This is a genomic window from Cupriavidus sp. 96C5-1, assembly GCF_057798855.1.
The window spans coordinates 40,126-59,414 of the sequence record NZ_JBYOJU010000055.1 but is presented as its reverse complement, the minus strand read 5'-3'; the positions used below and the strand labels follow the sequence as shown (position 1 = coordinate 59,414).

The following is a 19,289-nucleotide window of genomic DNA, read 5'->3' as shown; positions in this document are numbered from 1 at the left end:
CCCTCCCGCCGGCCAGGATCAGGCCGGTAATATCGTCGCGTGAAATCATCAGGGATAGAGGGTTGGGGTTGGCGCGGCAGGCCATATGGTGTTTCGCCGTCAGCCACCGATATAGGACATTTCGATCTTGCGTTCGGCGCGGGCCTGGCGCACCGCCGGGTTGCTGCGCTGTTCGGAGTAGTTGTCGGTGCGTCCTTGCCAGACCCCGGCAATCGCGTTGGAGATTGCCAGGTCGCTGTGTTCGCCGCGCAGCAGCGCGCGCAGGTCGTAGCCTTCGGTGGCGAACAGGCAGAGGTAGAGCCGGCCTTCGGTGGACAGCCGGATACGGCTGCAATCGCCGCAGAAGGCGTGGGTGACGCTGGAGATCACGCCGATCTCGCCGGCGCCGTCGCGGTAGCGCCAGCGCTCGGCGGTCTCGCCGCTATGGTTGGCGGGGATGGCTTCGAGCGGGAAGGCTTCGTGGATGCGGCGGACCACCTCGGCCGAGGGGAGCACCTCATCCATCTGCCAGTGGTTGCTGGCGCCGACGTCCATGAACTCGATAAAGCGCAGGATGATGCCGCTGCCGCGGAAATGGGCGGCCATCGGCACGATCTCGGCATCGTTGGTGCCGCGCTTGACCACCATATTGACCTTGATCGGCGCCAGGCCGGCGGCCTGGGCAGCCTCGATGCCGTCCAGCACATCGCGCACCGCGAAGTCGACATCGTTCATGCGGCGGAAGGTGGCGTCGTCGATGGCGTCCAGGCTCACGCTCACGCGCGACAGGCCCGCATCGCGCAGCGCGCGCGCCTTGCGAGCCAGCAGCGAGGCGTTGGTGGTGAGGGTGAGGTCGAGCGGCTTGCCCGACACCGTTTCGATGCGCGCCAGCATCTCCACCAGCTTCTCGATGTTCTTGCGCAGCAGCGGCTCGCCGCCGGTCAGGCGGATCTTCTCGACCCCGTGGGCGACGAAGAGGCGGGCGACGCGTTCGATTTCCTCGAAGCTCAGCAACTCGGAATGGGGCAGGAAGGTGTAGTCCTTGCCGAATACTTCCTTCGGCATGCAATAGACGCAACGGAAGTTGCAGCGGTCCGTGACCGAAATGCGCAGATCATGCAGCGGCCTGCCGCGCGTGTCGGCAACCAGGCCGGACGGTGCGGCGAGCACGTCCGGGATGCTGGGCGTCATCGAGCGGTAGCGATGGTCGCGCAGGTCGAAGATGGGGATGACGGATTCGGTCATGGCCTGGGGCTTGGCAATGCATGTGACGGGTGGTTCCGGCGCAAACGCAGGAGTGCGCGCGACACCCGTTCCGGGCACCTCTGTTCTGGTGCCATCTAATTGTCATTCTAGCCGAGCCAGCAGTGGTAACGCGGCAATCACCTGACGCGGGGCAGGGGCGTTGAGCCGGCGAGCCTCCGCGGACGTGGCGCAGGCATGAAAAAAGGGACGGCATCGCCGTCCCTTTCCTGCTGCACGCGGGGTACCGCTTACTTCTGCTGCGCCGTTTCCGCGCTGTTGCCGGCGGTCTCGACCAGAATCATCGGACCTTCGGGCAGCGGCGGCAGGGGCTTGCGCTCACGCACGACGCGCGGTGCCGGCGGGATGCTGGCGGCAGCCTCCTGGGCGGCGCGCAGCTTGCTGCTGTCGGTGTTGATCCACTCGAGGCCGGCCGAAGCCAGCATCGGTTGCAGGGTTTCGATCGCCACCGGAGCGGCAGCCACCGGGGCCGGCACGGCGGCCGGGATGGCTGCGGGTGCGGCCACCGGCGCCTCGACGGCGGGGGCTTGCGCAGCCGGTGCCTGGGCGGCGGTTTCCGCCACCGCCGGGGCCGGCTGGTAAGCCGCCGGGCTGGCCGCAACCACGGCTTCGATCACCGGTTCAGCCACCGGTTCGGCGGCGGTCACGGCGACAGGCGTTGCCGGCACGTGCACGGTTTCCACCGGCTGCACGGTCGGCTCGGGCGCTACCGCGGCCTCGACGGGCCGGGAAGCCGGTGCGCTGGGCGCCGTTTCGGCAACCACGGCGGCGGCTTCGGTCACGGCTTCGGTGGCGACGGCGGCAACAGCCGGTGCGGCACTTTCGCGGCCTTCTTCGGCATTTTCGCCTTCACCGCCTTCACCGCCTTCGCTGGCCTGGACGCCGTCGTCGCGTTCGCGGCGATAGCGATTGCGGCCACGGCGATTGCGGCGGCGGCGCTCTTCGCCTTCACCGTTCTCGGCGCCTTCCGGCGCTTCCGGGAACTCCGTGCGTGCGTTTTCGGCATCGTCGCGCGGCGCGGCCGGTGCGGCTACGGCCGGGGCGGCCACGGCAGCGCTCGCGGCGGCTGCGACGGCGCCGGTACCCACGGCTTCCGCGGCAAGGCCTTCGCCGGCTTCGCCTTCGCGCGGTGCTTCGCCGCGTTCACGCTGGCGATCGCGCTGGCGCTCGCGGCGTTCCTGGTTGCGGTCGCGGCGGCCTTCGCCACGGCCGTCGCTGCGCTCGGCACCTGCCACTTCGGGCTGGCGGGCCGGCTGGACTTCCAGTGCTGCCTGGCGCGGGGCTCGCCCGTTGCGCTCGCCACGTTCGCTGCGTTCTCCTCGCTCGCCACGGGCCTCGGCGCGTTCGCCGCGCTCAACGCGCGGTTCGCCACGCTCGCCACGTTCCTGGCGCTCGCCGCGCTGGCCACGGCCCTGGCGTTCTCCACGCTCGCCACCGCGTTCGCCGCGCTGGCCACGCTCGCCGCGGCCTTCGCCGCGCGGGCCGCGCTGGGCGCGGTTTTCCGCGCTACGCGGCTCCGCGTCAACCGGCTTGGCCGGCTCGACGGCCGGGGCGGCCGGCTTGGCGCCGAACAGGTTCTTGAGCCAGCCGATGAAGCCGCCGCTGGCCACCGGCTGGGTGGCCGGTACGGCGGGACGTGCCACGGGGGCCTCCGGGCGGGGGGCGCGCTCGGCGCGCGGTACCGAGACCGGTGCCGGCTGTTCCGGCGTAATGCCCTTGACCGCGGCTTCCTGGCGCGGCTTGGCATCTTCCTTCTTGCGGCTGCTGTAGCTGGTATCGGCTTCCAGTTCCTTGGCGGCGGCCTCGGCCATCTTGTAGCTGGCGGTGCCTTCTTCCAGGCGCGGGTCGTCGTGGCGCAGGCGCTCCAGCTTGTAATGCGGGGTTTCGAGGTGCTTGTTGGGAATCAGCAGCACATTGACCTTGAAGCGCATTTCGATCAGGTTGATGTCCTGGCGCTTCTCGTTGAGCAGGAACGCAGCCACTTCCACCGGCACCTGGCAGTGGATGGCGGCGGTGTTCTCCTTCATCCCTTCTTCCTGGATGATGCGCAGCACCTGCAGGGCGGAGGATTCGGTATCGCGGATATGACCGGTGCCATTGCAGCGCGGGCAAGTGATGTGCGAGCCTTCCGACAGCGACGGGCGCAGACGCTGGCGCGACAGCTCCATCAGGCCAAAGCGGCTGATTTTGCCCATCTGCACGCGGGCGCGGTCATGGCGCAGGGCGTCCTTCAGGCGCGTTTCCACGTCCTTCTGGGCCTTGCTGGCCTCCATGTCGATAAAGTCGATCACGATCAGGCCGCCCAGGTCGCGCAGGCGCAGCTGGCGGGCGATTTCATCGGCGGCTTCGAGGTTGGTGCGTAGCGCGGTTTCCTCGATGTCGGCGCCCTTGGTGGCGCGTGCCGAGTTCACGTCCACCGACACCAGGGCTTCGGTATGGTCGATCACGATGGCGCCGCCCGAGGGCAGCATGACCATGCGCGAGTACGCCGATTCGATCTGGTGCTCGATCTGGAAACGCGAGAAGAGGGGAACATCGTCCCGGTACTTCTTCACGCGGTTCATGTTGTCGGGCATGACCACGCTCATGAAGGCGCGGGCCTGTTCGTAGATCTCGTCGGTATCGATCAGGATCTCGCCGATATCCGGCTGGAAATAGTCGCGAATGGCGCGAATCACCAGGCTGGATTCGAGATAGATCAGCAGCGGGGCCTTGTTGTCGCCGGCGGCGCCGTCGATGGCCTTCCACAGTTGGAGCAGGTAGTTCAGGTCCCACTGGAGCTCTTCGGCCGAGCGGCCGATGCCGGCGGTGCGGGCGATGGTGCTCATGCCTTCGGGCACCGTCAGCTGCGCCATGGTCTCGCGCAGTTCCTGGCGGTCCTCCCCCTCGATGCGGCGCGAAACGCCACCGCCGCGGGGATTGTTGGGCATCAGCACAAGGTAGCGGCCGGCCAGCGAGATAAAGGTGGTCAGCGCCGCGCCCTTGTTGCCGCGCTCTTCCTTCTCGACCTGGACGATCAGTTCCTGGCCTTCGTGCAGCGCGTCCTGGATGCGCGCGTTGCGCACGTCCACGCCTTCCTTGAAGAAGGCGCGCGCCACTTCCTTGAAGGGCAGGAAGCCGTGGCGCTCTTCGCCGTAGTTGACGAAGCAGGCTTCCAGCGACGGTTCGATACGGGTGATGACACCCTTGTAGATGTTGCCCTTGCGCTGTTCGCGCCCGGCAGCCTCGATGTCGATATCGATCAGTTTCTGACCGTCGACGATGGCGACGCGCAATTCTTCCTGTTGCGTCGCGTTAAAAAGCATGCGTTTCATCGCATTACCTCACTCAATGCCGAGGATTGCACCGGCAAAGCGGTGCCCTCGGCGTTCCGTGGAGCACGCGAGGGAGCGAGTGGTGGCGCGAGAATTGCCGAAGGCGCCGGTGCGCAAATGAGCGCGGCCGGCTGGGCGCGGGTGAAAGAGAGGTAACGACGTCGATGCGCCGTCCGCATGGTCGGAGAGAACGCCGGTGTGCTGCTCTGCGCAGCGACCCGGCGGGTTTCCGGCTGGCATGGCGGCAACGCGGGCGCAAAGGGCGCCATCGCATCGCGGCCGGCCGCGGAAGGCCAAGACGCGTCAAAGAGCAAGTTTGTCGTCACGGCAATGCTGCTTCGCTACCTGACATCTCCTGGCGGGCGCACCTACTACTTCTTGGAGTTCTGCGACCGGGCGCCGGTATAACCAGTCAGGTGGCGTCGGAAGCATGCCGGCGGCACCGTTTCCCGGTGCGGGCGGGACTTCTCTCACCAGAGCGGATGCCGCGAGAGCACCCGCTATCAAATTCTGTTCTACCTGAACACTCTATTCCCACGTGACCGCCGTCAGCGCCGAAGTTGCCTTTGGGCGACTTCCTGCGCGGGGCAGTACCGTGCGTGCTGCGTTTTTGCTGCCATTCACCAACCCGGGGCTCGCGTGGTACGCAAAGAAGCGGGAGGCTGGCAGGGCTGGCGGCAACCCGAAGTGTAAAATACGACGAATCGCCTACACCTGACTTGCGCTGCCGGTCTTTGGCCGGGACAGCGAGGAAATTATATTGAAAATGAATGAGTTACGCCATCAAATTGAAAAAGAGGTGCGGGCCGCCGCGGCCGGGCCCCAGGTGGCGTACGTAACAATTGGCGACGAGGCCGATGGCCAGCGTATCGACAACTTCCTCCTGAAGCTCTCGAAAGGGGTGCCGAAGAGCCATGTCTATCGCATCCTGAGGTCGGGGGAAGTGCGCGTCAACAAGGGCCGGGTGGATGCCACCTATCGCCTCCAGCTTGGCGATGTCGTGCGGATTCCGCCCATGCGAGTGGCGGCGCCGGCACCCGATGGCGGCAAATTCGTGCCGCCGGCCAGTTTCCCGGTTGTCTTCGAGGATGAGTACCTGCTGGTGATCAACAAGCCTGCCGGCGTGGCCGTGCATGGTGGCTCCGGCGTGGCGTTCGGCGTGATCGAGCAATTGCGGCGGGCGCGCCCGCAGGCCAAGTTCCTTGAGCTCGTGCACCGGCTCGACCGCGAAACCTCGGGCCTGCTGGTGCTGGCGAAGAAACGCACGGCGCTGGTCAACCTCCACGAACAGATGCGCGGCAGTGCGCTGGACAAACGATACTTCGCGTGCGTGGCCGGTCACTTCGAGAACGCCCGGCAGCACGTGAAGCTGCCGCTATTCAAATACACCACCGCCGAGGGCGAGCGCCGGGTGCGCGTGCAGGACGACGGCATTGCCTCGCATACCGTGTTCAACCGGCTGGAAGTCATGCCGGGATTCACCTTGCTGGAAGCGGAACTGAAGACGGGCAGGACCCACCAGATCCGGGTCCACCTGGCGCATTCTGGCTTCCCCATCCTCGGCGACGAGAAATATGGCGACTTCGCCCTCAACAAGGCGCTGGCCCGCAGCGGCGCCAATCCCGGGCTCAAGCGCATGTTCCTGCACGCGCACAGCCTGACTTTCACGCATCCGATCAGTGGTGACATCATCACTGTCGTTGCCCCCATGCCGCCGGAGTGCGAAGCCTTCCTGCAGCAAGCCCGCAACCAGCGCGCCCGCGACTAAGGCGCCAACAAGGATACCAATGGCCAGGCAACGCTTTGACCTGATCGTGTTCGACTGGGATGGAACCCTGATGGATTCCACCCCGACCATCGCCAAGTGCATCCAGCTCGCCAGCCGCGACCTCGGCCTGCCGGTGCCCGACGACAGCGCCGCCAGCCATGTGATCGGGCTGGGGCTCAAGGATGCGCTGTCGTACGCCGTGCCCACGCTCGATCCGGCCGACTATCCCAAGCTGGCCGAACGCTATCGCTTTCATTACCTGACCCGCGACGCGGAACTGGTGCTGTTCGAAGGCGTGCGCGAGATGCTGGAGGCACTGCATGCCGAGCACTATTTCCTTGGCGTGGCCACCGGCAAGACCCGCGTCGGCCTGCAGCGAGCACTGGAGGCGACCGGCCTGGCGCGCTGGTTCGACGCCACCCGCTGCGCCGACGAGACCTTCTCCAAGCCTCATCCCGCCATGCTGCAGGAGCTGACCCGCGAGCTTGGCCAGGAGATGGAGCGCACCGTCATGATCGGCGATACCACCCATGACCTGCAGATGGCGGTCAATGCCGGCGCGGCAGGGATCGGCGTCGGTTATGGCGCGCATCCGGCCGACACCCTGCTGGCGATGGCGCCGCTGCATTGCGCCACTTCGATCGGCGACCTGAAGGACTGGCTGCTGACCCATGCCTGACATGCGCGGAGAAAGGGGGGCTGGCGCGCGCCGCCTGTGCGCGGCCGACGAGCTGGCCGAAGGCGGCGGCGGGGTGCGCTTCGTGGTGGCGGTGGGCGGCCGGCCGGTGAGCGCCTTCGTGGTGCGTTTCGACGGCATTGCCCATGGCTACCTGAACCAGTGCGCCCATGTGCCGATGGAGCTCGACTGGCAGGAGGGGCAGTTTTTCGAGTCCTCGGGCCTATACTTGATGTGCGCGACACATGGCGCGATTTATGCGCCGGACAGCGGCCTGTGCGTCGGCGGCCCTTGCCGCGGCGCCTCGCTATCCAAGCTGCGCATCGAAGAGCGCGACGGTAATGTGTACTGGTTGCCGGAAAGCCCCTACGAAGCACCCGCTGGCTAGCGGGGCAGCCCGCAGGGCCGGATGCTGGGCAATACTTCATTCCTAATCAAGAGCCAAAGAGCCAACTGCATGACAGAACAGCAAAAGCCGCCTCACGACGAATCTGGCAAGCCGCAGGAGCCGTCTGCTACTGCCGGCGCCGGGACGCCGGGAGCCGCGGACGACCGGCTGGAAACGGCCTCGCAGGCCGATTTCCCGCTGGAGCAGGACTTGCGCGCCGGCGATGCCGCGGCACAGCGCGAAGCCAGCCAGCGCAAGGCGCGCCTCGCCGGCCGCGACGTCGGGCCGGTGCCTACCGGGACCGGCTGGGAGCGGGATGTGCTGGAAAAGGTGCTGATGGCGACCTTGCGCGAGCAGCGTGCGGCGCGCCGGTGGCGCATCTTCTTCCGATTTGTCGGGATCGGCCTGCTCGCCTTGCTGTTCTTTGCCATTTTTGACTTCAAGGGCGATGGCAGCATTACCACCTCGGGCCGCCATACCGCGATGGTCTCGCTCGATGGCGAGATTGCCGCGGGCACGCCGGCCAGCGCCGAGTCGATCAATGCCGCCCTGCAAGCCGCGTTCGCCGATACCAATGCGGCCGGCATCATCCTGAAGATCAACTCGCCGGGCGGCTCTCCGGTCCAGGCCGGCATGATCAACGACGAGATCCACCGCCTGCGGACCCTCTATCCATCCAGGCCTTTCTACGTGGTGGTGGAGGAAATCTGCGCTTCCGGCGGTTACTACGTGGCGGCGGCGGCGGACAAGATCTACGTCGACAAGGCCAGCATCGTCGGCTCGATTGGCGTGCTGATGGATGGTTTTGGCTTCACCGGGCTGATGGACAAGCTGGGGGTCCAGCGCCGTCTTTATACCTCCGGAGCCAACAAGGGCATGCTCGATCCATTCTCTCCCGAGGTGCCGAGGCAGAAGCAATATGCCGAGACCATGCTCAAGCAGATCCACCAGCAGTTCATCGATGTGGTCAAGCAAGGCCGCGGCGATCGTCTCAAGAACGACCCGGATCTGTTCTCCGGCCTGTTCTGGTCGGGCGAGCGCAGCGTGGAGCTGGGGCTGGCCGACGGCCTGGGCAACGCGGACTATGTGGCGCGCGATCTGTTCAAGGCGGAAGACATCGTGGACTACACCGTCAAGGAGAACATCGCAGAGCGGGTCGCCAAGCGCTTTGGCGCGGCGGTGGGTACGGCAGCGATGAAGACGATGCTGTTTGGCGCTCGTGTGCAGGCCATGCATTGATCTGTGTGCAAGATGCGGGAAAATGGGGCGTAAATGCCCCATTTTTCGTTTTATGCCCCCGCTCTCAACCTGCCAGCAGCGAAAAAATGGCCGGCCGCTTGTGCAGATCCAGTCGCTCCGGCCGCCACTCGGAAATCGGCAGCGTGACGATCGCTTCGCTTGGCAAGGTCAGGTCGACCGCGATCGACAGCATGGTGCTGCCGGCGCAATGCTGGCGCATGGCTTCCAGCAAGGGGCCGTTGCGGTAGGGCGTTTCAATCCAGACCTGGGTCTGGTGTGCCTTGCGTGAAAGCTGCTCCAGCTCGCGCAAGCGCTGCGCGCGCTCGCCGGCGTCCACCGGCAGGTAACCGTTGAAGGCAAAGCTCTGGCCGTTCAGGCCCGAGCCCATCACCGCCAGCAGGATCGAACTGGGGCCCACCAGCGGGCGCACGCGTACACCCCTGGCATGGGCCAGGCGCACCAGGTTGGCGCCGGGATCGGCCACGGCCGGCACACCGGCCTCCGACAGCAGGCCGCCGTCGCGGCCCTCGCGGATTGGTGCAAGCAAGGCCGCCAGTGCATCGTCACGCGTGTTGACGTTCAGTTCGCGGATCTCGATCTGCTGGATCGGCCGGGCCAGCGGGCAGGTTTCGCCCAGCTTCTTGAGGAAGGCGCGTGCCGTCTTGGCGTTTTCCGCCACCAGGTAGTCCAGTCCGGCGGCGATTTGCTGCACGCCGGCCGGAATCACGTCCGGCAAGGGGTCGGTTTCGTCGCGCTTGCCCAGGGTGTTGGGAATCAGGTACAGGATGCCGCTCATGCTTGGTTCTCTTGCTCTTGTTTCGACTGCTTTGTTTGTCTGCCCGCGCCATCGGCGCGGCCGCCCTCAGTCCTGGAAAAAAGGGTAGCCGGCCTGGCGCAGCATGGTGGTCAGCGCAATCAGGGGCAGGCCCACCAGCGCGGTAGGATCGTCCGATTCCATGTGCGAGAGCAGGGCGATGCCGAGGCCTTCGGATTTGGCGCTGCCCGCCACATCGTAAGGGCGTTCGATGCGCAGGTAGGCTTCCAGTTCGTGGTCGGGGAGTTCGCGGAAGGTTGCGCGGGTCTGGACATCCGCGAGCTGGGCGTGGCCGTTGCGGCCATCGAGCAGGCACAGCGCGGAATGGAAGGTGACGGTACGGCCTCGCATCAGCTGCAATTGTGCTAGCGCCTGTTCATGCGAGCCAGGCTTGCCGATCTGCCTGCCGTCCAGCGTGGCTACCTGGTCAGAGCCGATCACCAGGGCGCCCGCATGGCGCTCGGCAATAGCCTGGGCTTTACTGCGGGACAGCCGCAGTGCGGTGGCTTCCGGGCTTTCTCCGGCAAGAGGGGTCTCGTCGATGTCTGGTACCGCCACCTCGAATGGAATGCGCAGCCGTTGCAGCAGTTCGCGGCGATAGGGCGAACTGGAGCCCAGGATCAGGGTGGGGCGGGAAGTTTGCGGCATAAGTGATTGAGCGAAAAGGGAAAGCGCCGGATAGCCATCTTCCAAAATTTTGACCACGGCCGAAAAAACGTCGTATAATCTTCGGTTTCAGCCAAGCAAGTCCGGCGCAATTTCCGTGTGTTAACCGGTATTGTGCGGCCCCAGGAACATGTTTCGATGGTGAATAACCCTCGGCACCACGCTCCAGGCCGCTATGCCCGGAATGCTCCGGCAAAACGGCACGATAAGACATGACCCAGCCGATTGACCTGCGCGCGCTCGATCTCTTTGCTTTTTGCCGCGCCGGCGGGAATGCAGCCGGCGAAGTTGCGGCGCGCGATTTGCCGCGCATCATAGCCGAGACCGCAGCGCAAGCGCCAGTATCGGCGCCGGACGAGGTGTTCGGCTACGTGCTTACCGGTTTTGTCGAGGAAGACACCAGCGAGCCAGGCACGGCGCCGACGCAGCATCTGTATATCGATCTCTCCGTGAACGGACGGGTGTGGCTGGATTGCCAGCGCTGCCTGCAGGTTTATACCGAGACGATCGCTACGGACATGTGCTTCGAAGTGGTGGCCAGCGAGGAAGACGCCGACGCTGCGCCGATGGACGATGACGAAATCGACGTGATCGTCGGGTCCAAGCGCTTCGACCTGCTGTCGCTGATTGAAGATGAAGTGCTGCTGGCTTTGCCGGTGGCGCCCAAGCATGACGTTTGCCCGCAGGTACACGAAAGCCTCGTGACCGGGGTGGACGGACAGGCGGAACCCGAACCCGAGGTTCTGCCGGAAGAGGAAAAACGGCCTTCGCCCTTTGCGGCGCTGGCTGGCCTGAAGACCAAGCACTGAAGCCGGCTCGCCGGCATCGGGCTGCGTTTCAAGGCACCAGGATCAGCATCCGGCCGGGCCCGGCTACGCCTCGTGCGGGATGCGTGTGTTACCATTGAAAAATTCTCGAAGGAGTCATCATGGCAGTTCAACAGAACAAGAAGTCGCCGTCCAAGCGCGGCATGCACCGTTCGCACGATCATCTGTCGGCAGCGCCGCTGGCAGTCGAACCGACCACGGGCGAAGCCCACCTGCGTCACCACGTTAGCCCGAACGGCTACTATCGTGGCCGCAAGGTCATCAAGACCAAGAACGACTGACAGATCGTTCGGCGTGGCTTTGCGTCTCGTACGCGCACGTTGCTAGGTCAAAAACAAAAAAGCGGCAAAATCGTTGCCGCTTTTTTGTTGCGCGCTCGCAGCGCAAACCGTAGCGCAGGTTCCAGCCTCCATCGCGCCACTTGCCCGAGCCAGGCCCACGGCCATGGATGGCGGGCCAGGGCGGGCGCCGGGGCTGGCACCGGGCGCTCCGTGAGTGCCGTCGGGTAGCCATCGGCTGGTCCGGGTCAAGCCCGGCCAGGCCGGGAGCCAGGTTTTCAAGTCACGCCGACAAGCGCTTCTGCACCAGGAAACAATGACGATCAAACTAGCTATCGACTGCATGGGTGGCGATCACGGCGTCTCCGTGACGGTACCGGCGGCGATCAGTTTTCTCTCCAGCCATGGCGATGCCGAAGTGGTGCTGGTCGGCTTGCGGGACAGCATCGAGCCGCAGCTCAAGAAGCTGCACGCGCTCGACCATCCGCGCGTGCGCGTTGTGACCGCGACCGAGGTCATCACCATGGACGATCCAGTCGAGGTGGCGCTGCGCAAGAAGAAGGACTCCTCGATGCGGGTGGCTGTGACCCAGGTCAAGGAAGGGCTGGCCGACGCCTGCATCTCGGCGGGCAACACCGGTGCGCTGATGGCGGTCTCGCGCTACGTGCTGAAGACGCTCGAGGGCATCGAGCGGCCGGCGATCGCCACCACCATTCCCAATGAACAGGGCTGGGGCACCACCGTGCTTGACCTTGGCGCCAATGCCGACTGCGAGCCCGAGCACCTGCTGCAGTTCGCGCGCATGGCCGAGGCCATGGTGGCGGTGGTGGACCATAAGGAACGCCCTAGCGTCGGCTTGCTGAATATTGGCGAGGAAGTGATCAAGGGCAACGATGTGGTCAAGCGCGCGGGCGAATTGCTGCGTGCCTCCGAACTCAACTTCTACGGCAACGTGGAGGGCAACGACATCTTCAAGGGCACCACCGACATCGTGGTGTGCGATGGCTTTGTCGGCAACGTCGCGCTCAAGAGCAGCGAGGGGCTGGCCAAGATGATCGGCAATATGATCAAGGAAGAATTTACCCGCTCATGGTTCACCAGGCTGCTGGCGGGACTGGCCATGCCGGTACTCAAGCGGCTGTCCCGGCGGCTGGACCCGGCCCGCTACAACGGCGCGTCCCTGCTCGGCCTGCGCGGGCTGGTGGTCAAGAGTCATGGCTCTGCCGACGCGCACGCTTTTGAGTGGGCTATCAAACGCGGGTATGATGCGGCCAGGAATGGTGTGATTGCTCGCACCATTCAGGCTTTCGCCAACAAGTCAGGTAACAGCACCCCGGCTACCGGCCCGCAGTCAGGCGCCCAGGATTCCAGTCCAAGCCCGCACGCCGCCTGAGGTCTTGATGTAGATGCCACGGGCGACGACCCGTGGCCACACGATCGATCCGACATTACATGACAAGCTACGCAAAAATCACCGGAACCGGGAGCTATTTGCCTCCGCGGCGCGTCACCAACCACGATCTGGCGGCGCAACTGGCTGAGAAGGGTATCGAGACCAGCGACGAATGGATTTTTTCGCGCAGCGGCATCTCGGCCCGCCACTGGGCCGAACCGGATGTCACCAGCAGCGACCTCGCGGTCAAGGCCGCGGAGCGCGCACTTGAGGCGTCCGGCATCGATCGCCAAAGCATCGACCTGATCATCGTTGCCACCTCCACGCCCGATTTCGTTTTCCCCAGCACGGCCTGCCTGGTGCAGCAGAAGCTCGGTATCACCAATCACTGTGCGGCATTCGACCTGCAGGCGGTGTGTTCCGGTTTCGTCTACGCGCTCGCCACCGCCGAGAAGTTCATCCGCAGCGGTTCGCACCGCAATGCGCTCGTGATTGGCGCGGAAGTGTTCTCGCGGATTCTCGACTTCAACGACCGTACCACCTGCGTGCTGTTCGGCGACGGCGCCGGCGCGGTCGTGCTGTCGGCCTCCGAGGAGCCCGGCATCCTGTCTACGGCGATGCACTCCGACGGCAGCCACGTCGATATCCTGTGCGTGCCGGGCAATGTTTCGGGCGGCAATATTACCGGCAACCCGTTCCTGCACATGGATGGACAGGCAGTGTTCAAGCTGGCGGTCACGGTGCTCGACAAAGTGGCGCGTGAAGCGCTAGCTGGCGCGCAGTTCCCGGCCGGGCAGGTCGACTGGCTGATCCCGCACCAGGCCAATATCCGCATCATGCAGAGCACGGCCAGGAAACTGGGCCTGCCGCCCGAGCGCATGGTGGCGACGGTGCACGAGCACGGCAATACGTCGGCCGCGTCGATCCCGCTGGCGCTGGATGTGGCGGTGCGCGACGGCCGTATCGGCGCGGGTGATCACGTGCTGATGGAAGGCGTCGGCGGGGGCTTCACCTGGGGCGCGGTGCTGCTGCGCATGTAAGATTCGGGCCGGCGCCAGGGGCTTGACCCGTTGCGCCGGTCTTGCCGTATTCATCTTTACGATTCGATTGCGATGAAATATTCCTTTGTATTCCCGGGGCAAGGCTCGCAGGCAGTCGGCATGCTTAACGCGTTTGCCGATCATCCCGTGGTCCGTGCCACGCTGGACGAGGCGTCCTCCGCGCTCGGCCAGGACCTGGGCCGGCTGATCGCCGAAGGCCCGGCCGAGGAACTGAACCTCACGACCAATACCCAGCCAGTGATGCTGACCGCCGCGGTGGCGATCTACCGTGCCTGGCTCGATGCCGGCGGCGCGGCTCCGGCGCTGGTGGCCGGCCACAGCCTGGGCGAGTATTCCGCGCTGGTGGCGGCCGGGGTGATCCCGTTCGCCGAAGCGGTGCCGCTGGTGCGCTTCCGTGCGCAAGCCATGCAGGAAGCCGTGCCCGTGGGCGAAGGCGGCATGGCCGCCATCCTTGGCCTGTCCGATGACGACGTGCGCGCCGCTTGCGCGGAAGCAGCGGCGACGGGTGCAGGCGTGGTCGAGGCGGTGAACTTCAATGCGCCTTCGCAGGTGGTGATCGCCGGCAACAAGGCGGCGGTGGAGAAGGCCTGCGAAATGGCCAAGGCCCGCGGTGCCAAGCGCGCGCTGCCGCTGCCGGTGTCGGCGCCGTTCCATTCTTCGCTGCTCAAGCCCGCCTCGGACCGTCTGCGCGAGCGCATGGCCGGCATGACGTTTGCCGCGCCGTCGATCCCGCTGGTCAATAACGTCGACGTAGCCATCGTCACCGATCCGCAAGCCATCAAGGATGCGCTGGTGCGCCAGGCGGCGGCGCCGGTGCGCTGGGTCGAGTGCGTGCAGAAGATGGCGGCGGAAGGCGTGACCCACGTGATCGAATGCGGTCCGGGCAAGGTGCTGGCCGGCATGACCAAGCGCATCGACGGCAACCTGGCGGGCGGGGCGATCTTCGATCCGGCCTCGCTGCAGGACACGCTGGCGCTGCTGAAGTAATCAAGGATCAAGGCAATGACGAAATTTCTGGAAAACCAGGTTGCGCTGGTGACCGGCGCGTCGCGCGGCATCGGCCGGGCCATTGCGCTGGAACTGGCCGCCCAGGGCGCCACGGTGGTGGGTACCGCCACCAGCGAGGCAGGTGCCGCTGCGATCAGCGAGTACCTGGCGGCGGCCGGCGGAAAGGGCCGCGGCGCCGTACTCAACGTCAACGATGCGGTGGCTTCCGAAGCGCTGATCGACGAACTGGTCAAGGCCCACGGTGGTCTCGGCGTGCTGGTGAACAATGCCGGTATCACCCAGGACCAGCTCGCCATGCGCATGAAGGACGATGACTGGAGCGCGGTGATCGAAACCAACCTGACGGCAGTATTCCGCCTGTCGCGCGCAGTGCTGCGTCCGATGATGAAGGCACGCGGTGGCCGTATCATCAACATTACCTCGGTGGTCGGCTCGACCGGCAATCCGGGGCAAATGAACTATGCGGCGGCCAAGGCCGGCGTTGAGGGTATGAGCCGTGCGCTGGCGCGCGAGATCGGCAGCCGCAATGTCACCGTCAATTGCGTGGCGCCCGGCTTTATCGATACCGACATGACCAAGGTGTTGTCGGAAGAGCAGCATGCGGCACTGAAGACGCAGATCCCGCTGGGCCGGCTGGGCCAGCCGGAAGACATCGCGCATGCGGTGGCCTTCCTGGCAGGTCCGCAGGCGGCCTACATTACCGGTACGACGCTCCATGTGAATGGTGGCATGTACATGAATTGATCACCTTGCGCGGTGGTCGGATTCGTTGGAGAAGCCGACAGAAGCCGCGCGAAGTGGTTGTTTTTAAAACTGATCGGGCGCTGTTCTTGCAATAGATGGCGAGGGGCATTTTTGTGGCCCAAACCTGCTAAAATGCGCCCACTTTTTGTCGAACTTCCCTGGAGGGTTACATGGACAATATCGAACAACGCGTCAAGAAAATCGTGGCAGAGCAACTCGGCGTGGCCGAGGCAGACATCAAGAACGAATCCTCGTTCGTGAACGACCTGGGCGCCGACTCGCTCGACACGGTTGAACTCGTGATGGCGTTGGAAGATGAATTCGGCATGGAAATTCCCGATGAGGAAGCCGAGAAGATCACGACCGTGCAACAGGCAATCGATTACGCCACCGCACACGTCAAGGCTTAAGCCTGTCGTATCTGGATTCCGAGCCACAGAAGGCAGGCGGACGGGCCCTTGGGTCCGCCGTGCTGTTTTCTGTGGCTTTCGTCTGTTCGAAGAAGCACAATCGGACTGGCTGCGCCGGTGTCGGCGTAGCCCGGTGCCGGCCGATGGCCTGCCCCGATTCTTGTTCCGGTTCTGTTTCACGTATCCGTAGGAAATCATAGTGAGCCGTCGTCGCGTCGTCGTCACTGGGCTTGGCCTCGTGTCTCCGGTCGGAAACACGGTTGCCGAAGGCTGGGCCAACCTGGTTGCCGGCAAGTCCGGCATCGCCACCGTTACCAAATTCGATCATTCCGCGCTTGCCGTGCACTTTGCCGGCGAGGTCAAGGGATTCAATGCCGAGGACTACATCCCGGCCAAGGAAGCCCGCCATATGGATACCTTTATCCACTATGGCATCGCAGCGGGTTCGCAGGCGCTCAAGGATAGCGGCTACGAAGTGACCGAAGCCAACGCGGACCGCATCGGCGTGCTGGTCGGCTCGGGCATCGGCGGCCTGCCGATGATCGAGGATACGCATGCCGAGCTGACCAATCGCGGTCCGCGGCGGATCTCCCCGTTCTTCGTGCCGGGCTCGATCATCAACATGATCTCGGGCCACCTGTCCATCATCCATGGACTCAAGGGCCCCAACCTGGCCGCCGTGACGGCTTGCACCACCGGCCTGCACAGCATCGGCCTGGCGGCTCGCCTGATCCAGGCGGGCGATGCCGACGTGATGCTGGCCGGTGGCGCCGAATCCACGGTTTCGCCGCTCGGCATCGGCGGTTTCGCCGCTGCCCGGGCGCTGTCGACCCGCAACGACGACCCCGCTGCCGCTTCCCGCCCGTGGGACAAGGATCGCGATGGTTTCGTGCTGGGCGAGGGCGCCGGCGTGGTGATGCTCGAGGAGTACGAGTCCGCCAAAGCGCGCGGCGCCAGGATCTATGCCGAACTGATCGGCTTCGGCATGAGCGGCGACGCATACCACATGACCGCGCCGAACATGGACGGTCCGCGCCGCTGCATGGTGAACGCTCTCAGGGACGCCGGCATCAACGGGGACGAAGTCGGCTACCTGAATGCGCACGGTACCTCGACTCCGCTGGGCGACAAGAACGAGACTGAAGCCATCAAGCTGGCCTTTGGCGATCACGCCTATAAGCTGGCAGTCAACTCCACCAAGTCGATGACCGGCCACCTGCTTGGCGGCGCTGGCGGTCTCGAATCGGTGTTCACCGTGCTGGCCCTGCACCATCAGGTGTCGCCGCCGACCATCAATATCTTCAACCAGGATCCTGAGTGCGACCTGGATTACGTGGCCAATACCGCGCGTGATCTGAAGATCGATGTAGCCGTGAAGAACAACTTCGGCTTCGGCGGGACCAACGGCACGCTTGTCTTCCGTCGCGTCTGACCCCGGCGGCAGCCGGGTGGCTTTCCCTTGGATTTCAGTCAGGACCCACCCCTTGAGATGGGCCCTGGCTTTATTCCTGGCCTGCGAGCTGGCAGCGTTCGCGCTGCTGGCCCGGGAGGGCGTGCATGCCCTGGAGCGCTCGTCGCAAGGTTGGAATCTGCCGCAATGGCTGATGGTGCTTGGTCTCGCGGCCTTGTGCGCGTGGCTGTCCTGCCAGTGGCCCGCGCTCTGGCGTGGCGCCGCATGCACATACTGCGGCCTGGCCCAGGGGCGGGATAGCACGGGACGGCCAGCTATCTCGATCGGCCTGCCCGATGGCCGCCGCGCTGTAGCGCGCGTGGAATCCAGTTGGGAACTGGGCGAGTTGGCCCTGGTGCTGGCCCTGGAGCCGGTGTCCGGGCATGCGCCGCGCGTGCTGCTGGTCAACCGCGCCTGCGCGGACGCCGACGCGTTGCGCTTGCTCAGACGCAGGCTCCGCGTGGCACGGCGCGAGCGCTTGGGGACAGGTGATGCAAATTGATGCACGCTTGTCTGAAGCATCCATCACAATATGCGTTGCACCGCACTGACCGTGCGCCTGGCTACGTAGGTAAAATACAACGTTTGTCGTGAAGACGAAACCAAGAGATACACTGCAGGTGAACCATTCGTGAGCGAACGCGAAGCCGATCAGCTCCTCGTTGAACGCGTCCAGCAGGGCGATAAGCGGGCCTTTGAATTGTTGGTGGCGAAATACCACCGCAAGATCATCCGGCTCATTTCGCGCTTGGTCCGGGATTCGGCGGAAGTGGAGGATGTGGCACAGGACGCCTTTATCAAGGCGTATCGTGCCTTGCCGCAATTCCGCGGCGAGTCGGCGTTCTACACCTGGTTGTACCGGATTGCGGTGAACACGGCAAAGAACTACCTGGCGACCCAGGGACGCCGTCCGGAAGCCTCCAGCGATATCGATGCCGAAGAGGCTGAAACTTTTGCGGATGGTGAGCAACTAAGAGATATCAATACGCCGGAGTCGATGCTCCATACCCGCCAGGTGGCCGAGACGGTCAACCGCGCGATGGAAGCTCTGCCCGAGGAATTGCGCACCGCCATCACCCTTCGCGAGATCGAGGGCCTCAGTTACGAGGAGATCGCGGAAGCCATGGGGTGCCCGATCGGTACGGTCCGCTCGCGCATTTTCCGGGCGCGCGAGGCGATTGCCGAGAAATTGCGTCCTTTGCTGGGAACGGCAGAGGGCAAGCGGTGGTAGCAGCAGTAGCAAAAAGGGTAGCAAGAGCGGTAAAGAAAATGTCGTGCGGCCAGCGTTGCAGCCTATTCCTGCATCGATAAGCGACAAAGCAGTAGACGGGATTGTCGGTTGTTCAATGGTTTTTCTAGGGGTGGGAAATGGGTCAGGCTCATAAGCAGTCGGTTCATGTAGTGGAAGCGGCGGAGCAGATCTCCGTGCTGATGGATGGCGAACTGGCGCCGCACGAAGCCAACGCTGTGCTGGACCTGGCGAAGAGCGAGGCAGGCATGGCAAGCTGGACCGCGTATCAATTGATTGGCGATGCCCTGCGTTCGGAAGAACTGACGCACGCCGGCTCGACCGATGATTTTCTCTCCCGTTTTTCCGCCCGTCTCGACAGCGAACCGCACGTTCTGGTGCCCGCCGTGGCCAAGGCTGGGCCTGCCGATGGGCATCGCCTGCTGTTCAAGCCGTCGTGGGTTCGCCGCGTCATGCCGGGTACAGCCATCGCCGCCGCTGTGGCGGCCGTCAGCTGGGTGGTGGTGCCGCAGATGCGCGGCCCCGCCGATCTCGGCACGCCGGACGCCGTGGTGGCCCGAGTCGAACAGCCTGCGGCACCCAAGGCCGGCGGCATCGTGGCGGTATCCGCCGACAACGCGCAGATGATCCGCGATCCGCGCCTGGACGAATATCTGCGTGCCCATCGCGTATCGGTTGCCACCGATGCGGTTGTGCCGACCATGCGCACCGTTGCCAACAGCGCAAACTTCTCTCAGGACAATTCGCAGGAATAATGCCGGA

Annotated in this window: 20 protein-coding genes; 16 read left to right on the top strand and 4 right to left on the bottom strand. The window is 64.8% G+C overall.

All coding sequences use genetic code 11. From position 1 onward, the window contains the following. Window positions 1–99 precede the first annotated feature (99 nt). Both moaA and AC3FOF_RS38660 read right to left on the bottom strand, forming a co-directional pair. A complete protein-coding gene (moaA, locus tag AC3FOF_RS38665; RefSeq protein ID WP_488727067.1) occupies window positions 100–1,224 on the bottom strand; it encodes a GTP 3',8-cyclase MoaA in 1,125 nt (374 codons plus the stop codon). 248 nt (window positions 1,225–1,472) lie between these two features. Then, a complete protein-coding gene (locus AC3FOF_RS38660) occupies window positions 1,473–4,556 on the bottom strand; it encodes an Rne/Rng family ribonuclease (RefSeq protein ID WP_488729616.1) in 3,084 nt (1,027 codons plus the stop codon). 177 nt (window positions 4,557–4,733) lie between these two features. Here AC3FOF_RS38660 and AC3FOF_RS38655 point away from each other — a divergent pair, with 177 nt between their 5' ends. From AC3FOF_RS38655 to AC3FOF_RS38635, 5 genes are all read left to right on the top strand, one after another. Further along, the gene (locus AC3FOF_RS38655; RefSeq protein ID WP_017229321.1) at window positions 4,734–4,964 is read left to right on the top strand and encodes a hypothetical protein; all 231 of its coding nucleotides are present in this window, start codon (window positions 4,734–4,736) and stop codon (window positions 4,962–4,964) included. A 358-nt stretch (window positions 4,965–5,322) separates the two neighbouring features. Then, window positions 5,323–6,324, top strand: coding sequence for an RluA family pseudouridine synthase (locus AC3FOF_RS38650; RefSeq protein ID WP_017229322.1), 1,002 nt, complete (start codon window positions 5,323–5,325; stop codon window positions 6,322–6,324). Window positions 6,325–6,343: 19 nt separating this feature from the next. Continuing rightward, window positions 6,344–7,003 (top strand): HAD-IA family hydrolase, encoded by a 660-nt coding sequence (locus tag AC3FOF_RS38645; RefSeq protein WP_276266127.1) that lies wholly within the window; start codon window positions 6,344–6,346, stop codon window positions 7,001–7,003. Beyond that, the gene (locus AC3FOF_RS38640; protein ID WP_488729615.1) at window positions 6,996–7,388 is read left to right on the top strand and encodes a Rieske (2Fe-2S) protein; all 393 of its coding nucleotides are present in this window, start codon (window positions 6,996–6,998) and stop codon (window positions 7,386–7,388) included. The genes AC3FOF_RS38645 and AC3FOF_RS38640 overlap by 8 nt, the downstream gene beginning before the upstream one ends. A 69-nt stretch (window positions 7,389–7,457) precedes the next feature. Further along, the gene (locus tag AC3FOF_RS38635; protein ID WP_488729614.1) at window positions 7,458–8,627 is read left to right on the top strand and encodes a S49 family peptidase; all 1,170 of its coding nucleotides are present in this window, start codon (window positions 7,458–7,460) and stop codon (window positions 8,625–8,627) included. A 64-nt stretch (window positions 8,628–8,691) separates the two neighbouring features. On the opposite strand, the gene AC3FOF_RS38630 is transcribed toward AC3FOF_RS38635, so the two are convergent. Further along, complete coding sequence (locus AC3FOF_RS38630) at window positions 8,692–9,423, bottom strand: SAM-dependent methyltransferase (protein WP_488729613.1); 732 nt, start codon at window positions 9,421–9,423, stop codon at window positions 8,692–8,694. A gap of 66 nt (window positions 9,424–9,489) precedes the next feature. Further along, window positions 9,490–10,089 (bottom strand): Maf-like protein, encoded by a 600-nt coding sequence (locus AC3FOF_RS38625; RefSeq protein ID WP_017229327.1) that lies wholly within the window; start codon window positions 10,087–10,089, stop codon window positions 9,490–9,492. Between the two features lie 230 nt (window positions 10,090–10,319). Between AC3FOF_RS38625 and AC3FOF_RS38620 the strand changes: the two genes are divergently transcribed. From AC3FOF_RS38620 to AC3FOF_RS38570, 11 genes are all read left to right on the top strand, one after another. Beyond that, window positions 10,320–10,916, top strand: coding sequence for a DUF177 domain-containing protein (locus tag AC3FOF_RS38620; RefSeq protein WP_017229328.1), 597 nt, complete (start codon window positions 10,320–10,322; stop codon window positions 10,914–10,916). 119 nt (window positions 10,917–11,035) lie between these two features. Next, complete coding sequence (rpmF, locus tag AC3FOF_RS38615) at window positions 11,036–11,215, top strand: 50S ribosomal protein L32 (RefSeq protein ID WP_017229329.1); 180 nt, start codon at window positions 11,036–11,038, stop codon at window positions 11,213–11,215. A gap of 313 nt (window positions 11,216–11,528) precedes the next feature. Beyond that, on the top strand, window positions 11,529–12,605 hold the full coding sequence (gene plsX / locus AC3FOF_RS38610) for a phosphate acyltransferase PlsX (protein WP_035815085.1): 1,077 nt from the start codon (window positions 11,529–11,531) through the stop codon (window positions 12,603–12,605). Window positions 12,606–12,664: 59 nt separating this feature from the next. Then, the gene (locus tag AC3FOF_RS38605; protein ID WP_017229331.1) at window positions 12,665–13,645 is read left to right on the top strand and encodes a beta-ketoacyl-ACP synthase III; all 981 of its coding nucleotides are present in this window, start codon (window positions 12,665–12,667) and stop codon (window positions 13,643–13,645) included. A gap of 72 nt (window positions 13,646–13,717) precedes the next feature. Then, window positions 13,718–14,653, top strand: a complete 936-nt coding sequence (gene fabD, locus AC3FOF_RS38600; RefSeq protein WP_488729612.1) for an ACP S-malonyltransferase — start codon at window positions 13,718–13,720, stop codon at window positions 14,651–14,653. Window positions 14,654–14,668: 15 nt separating this feature from the next. Next, window positions 14,669–15,418 carry a 3-oxoacyl-ACP reductase FabG gene (fabG, locus tag AC3FOF_RS38595; RefSeq protein WP_276266132.1) on the top strand — a complete coding sequence of 250 codons (750 nt, stop codon included), beginning with the start codon at window positions 14,669–14,671 and terminating at the stop codon, window positions 15,416–15,418. Window positions 15,419–15,588: 170 nt separating this feature from the next. Then, a complete protein-coding gene (acpP, locus tag AC3FOF_RS38590; RefSeq protein WP_008644813.1) occupies window positions 15,589–15,828 on the top strand; it encodes an acyl carrier protein in 240 nt (79 codons plus the stop codon). Between the two features lie 199 nt (window positions 15,829–16,027). Continuing rightward, window positions 16,028–17,260: a beta-ketoacyl-ACP synthase II gene (gene fabF / locus AC3FOF_RS38585; RefSeq protein ID WP_017229334.1), complete on the top strand. Its 1,233-nt coding sequence runs from the start codon at window positions 16,028–16,030 to the stop codon at window positions 17,258–17,260. 52 nt (window positions 17,261–17,312) lie between these two features. After that, window positions 17,313–17,780: a hypothetical protein gene (locus AC3FOF_RS38580; protein ID WP_017229335.1), complete on the top strand. Its 468-nt coding sequence runs from the start codon at window positions 17,313–17,315 to the stop codon at window positions 17,778–17,780. Window positions 17,781–17,909: 129 nt separating this feature from the next. Next, window positions 17,910–18,509, top strand: coding sequence for an RNA polymerase sigma factor RpoE (rpoE, locus tag AC3FOF_RS38575; RefSeq protein WP_017229336.1), 600 nt, complete (start codon window positions 17,910–17,912; stop codon window positions 18,507–18,509). 137 nt (window positions 18,510–18,646) lie between these two features. Next, window positions 18,647–19,282 carry a sigma-E factor negative regulatory protein gene (locus AC3FOF_RS38570; protein ID WP_035815093.1) on the top strand — a complete coding sequence of 212 codons (636 nt, stop codon included), beginning with the start codon at window positions 18,647–18,649 and terminating at the stop codon, window positions 19,280–19,282. The last annotated feature ends 7 nt before the right edge of the window (window positions 19,283–19,289 follow it).

What these genes read in the sequence shown, in the direction of transcription:
- moaA (WP_488727067.1), bottom strand. Translation starts at nt 1,224, where the DNA reads ATGACCGAATCCGTCATCCCCATCTTCGACCTGCGCGACCATCGCTAC.
- AC3FOF_RS38660 (WP_488729616.1), bottom strand. Translation starts at nt 4,556, where the DNA reads ATGAAACGCATGCTTTTTAACGCGACGCAACAGGAAGAATTGCGCGTC.
- AC3FOF_RS38655 (WP_017229321.1), top strand. Translation starts at nt 4,734, where the DNA reads ATGGTCGGAGAGAACGCCGGTGTGCTGCTCTGCGCAGCGACCCGGCGG.
- AC3FOF_RS38650 (WP_017229322.1), top strand. Translation starts at nt 5,323, where the DNA reads ATGAATGAGTTACGCCATCAAATTGAAAAAGAGGTGCGGGCCGCCGCG.
- AC3FOF_RS38645 (WP_276266127.1), top strand. Translation starts at nt 6,344, where the DNA reads ATGGCCAGGCAACGCTTTGACCTGATCGTGTTCGACTGGGATGGAACC.
- AC3FOF_RS38640 (WP_488729615.1), top strand. Translation starts at nt 6,996, where the DNA reads ATGCCTGACATGCGCGGAGAAAGGGGGGCTGGCGCGCGCCGCCTGTGC.
- AC3FOF_RS38635 (WP_488729614.1), top strand. Translation starts at nt 7,458, where the DNA reads ATGACAGAACAGCAAAAGCCGCCTCACGACGAATCTGGCAAGCCGCAG.
- AC3FOF_RS38630 (WP_488729613.1), bottom strand. Translation starts at nt 9,423, where the DNA reads ATGAGCGGCATCCTGTACCTGATTCCCAACACCCTGGGCAAGCGCGAC.
- AC3FOF_RS38625 (WP_017229327.1), bottom strand. Translation starts at nt 10,089, where the DNA reads ATGCCGCAAACTTCCCGCCCCACCCTGATCCTGGGCTCCAGTTCGCCC.
- AC3FOF_RS38620 (WP_017229328.1), top strand. Translation starts at nt 10,320, where the DNA reads ATGACCCAGCCGATTGACCTGCGCGCGCTCGATCTCTTTGCTTTTTGC.
- rpmF (WP_017229329.1), top strand. Translation starts at nt 11,036, where the DNA reads ATGGCAGTTCAACAGAACAAGAAGTCGCCGTCCAAGCGCGGCATGCAC.
- plsX (WP_035815085.1), top strand. Translation starts at nt 11,529, where the DNA reads ATGACGATCAAACTAGCTATCGACTGCATGGGTGGCGATCACGGCGTC.
- AC3FOF_RS38605 (WP_017229331.1), top strand. Translation starts at nt 12,665, where the DNA reads ATGACAAGCTACGCAAAAATCACCGGAACCGGGAGCTATTTGCCTCCG.
- fabD (WP_488729612.1), top strand. Translation starts at nt 13,718, where the DNA reads ATGAAATATTCCTTTGTATTCCCGGGGCAAGGCTCGCAGGCAGTCGGC.
- fabG (WP_276266132.1), top strand. Translation starts at nt 14,669, where the DNA reads ATGACGAAATTTCTGGAAAACCAGGTTGCGCTGGTGACCGGCGCGTCG.
- acpP (WP_008644813.1), top strand. Translation starts at nt 15,589, where the DNA reads ATGGACAATATCGAACAACGCGTCAAGAAAATCGTGGCAGAGCAACTC.
- AC3FOF_RS38570 (WP_035815093.1), top strand. Translation starts at nt 18,647, where the DNA reads ATGGGTCAGGCTCATAAGCAGTCGGTTCATGTAGTGGAAGCGGCGGAG.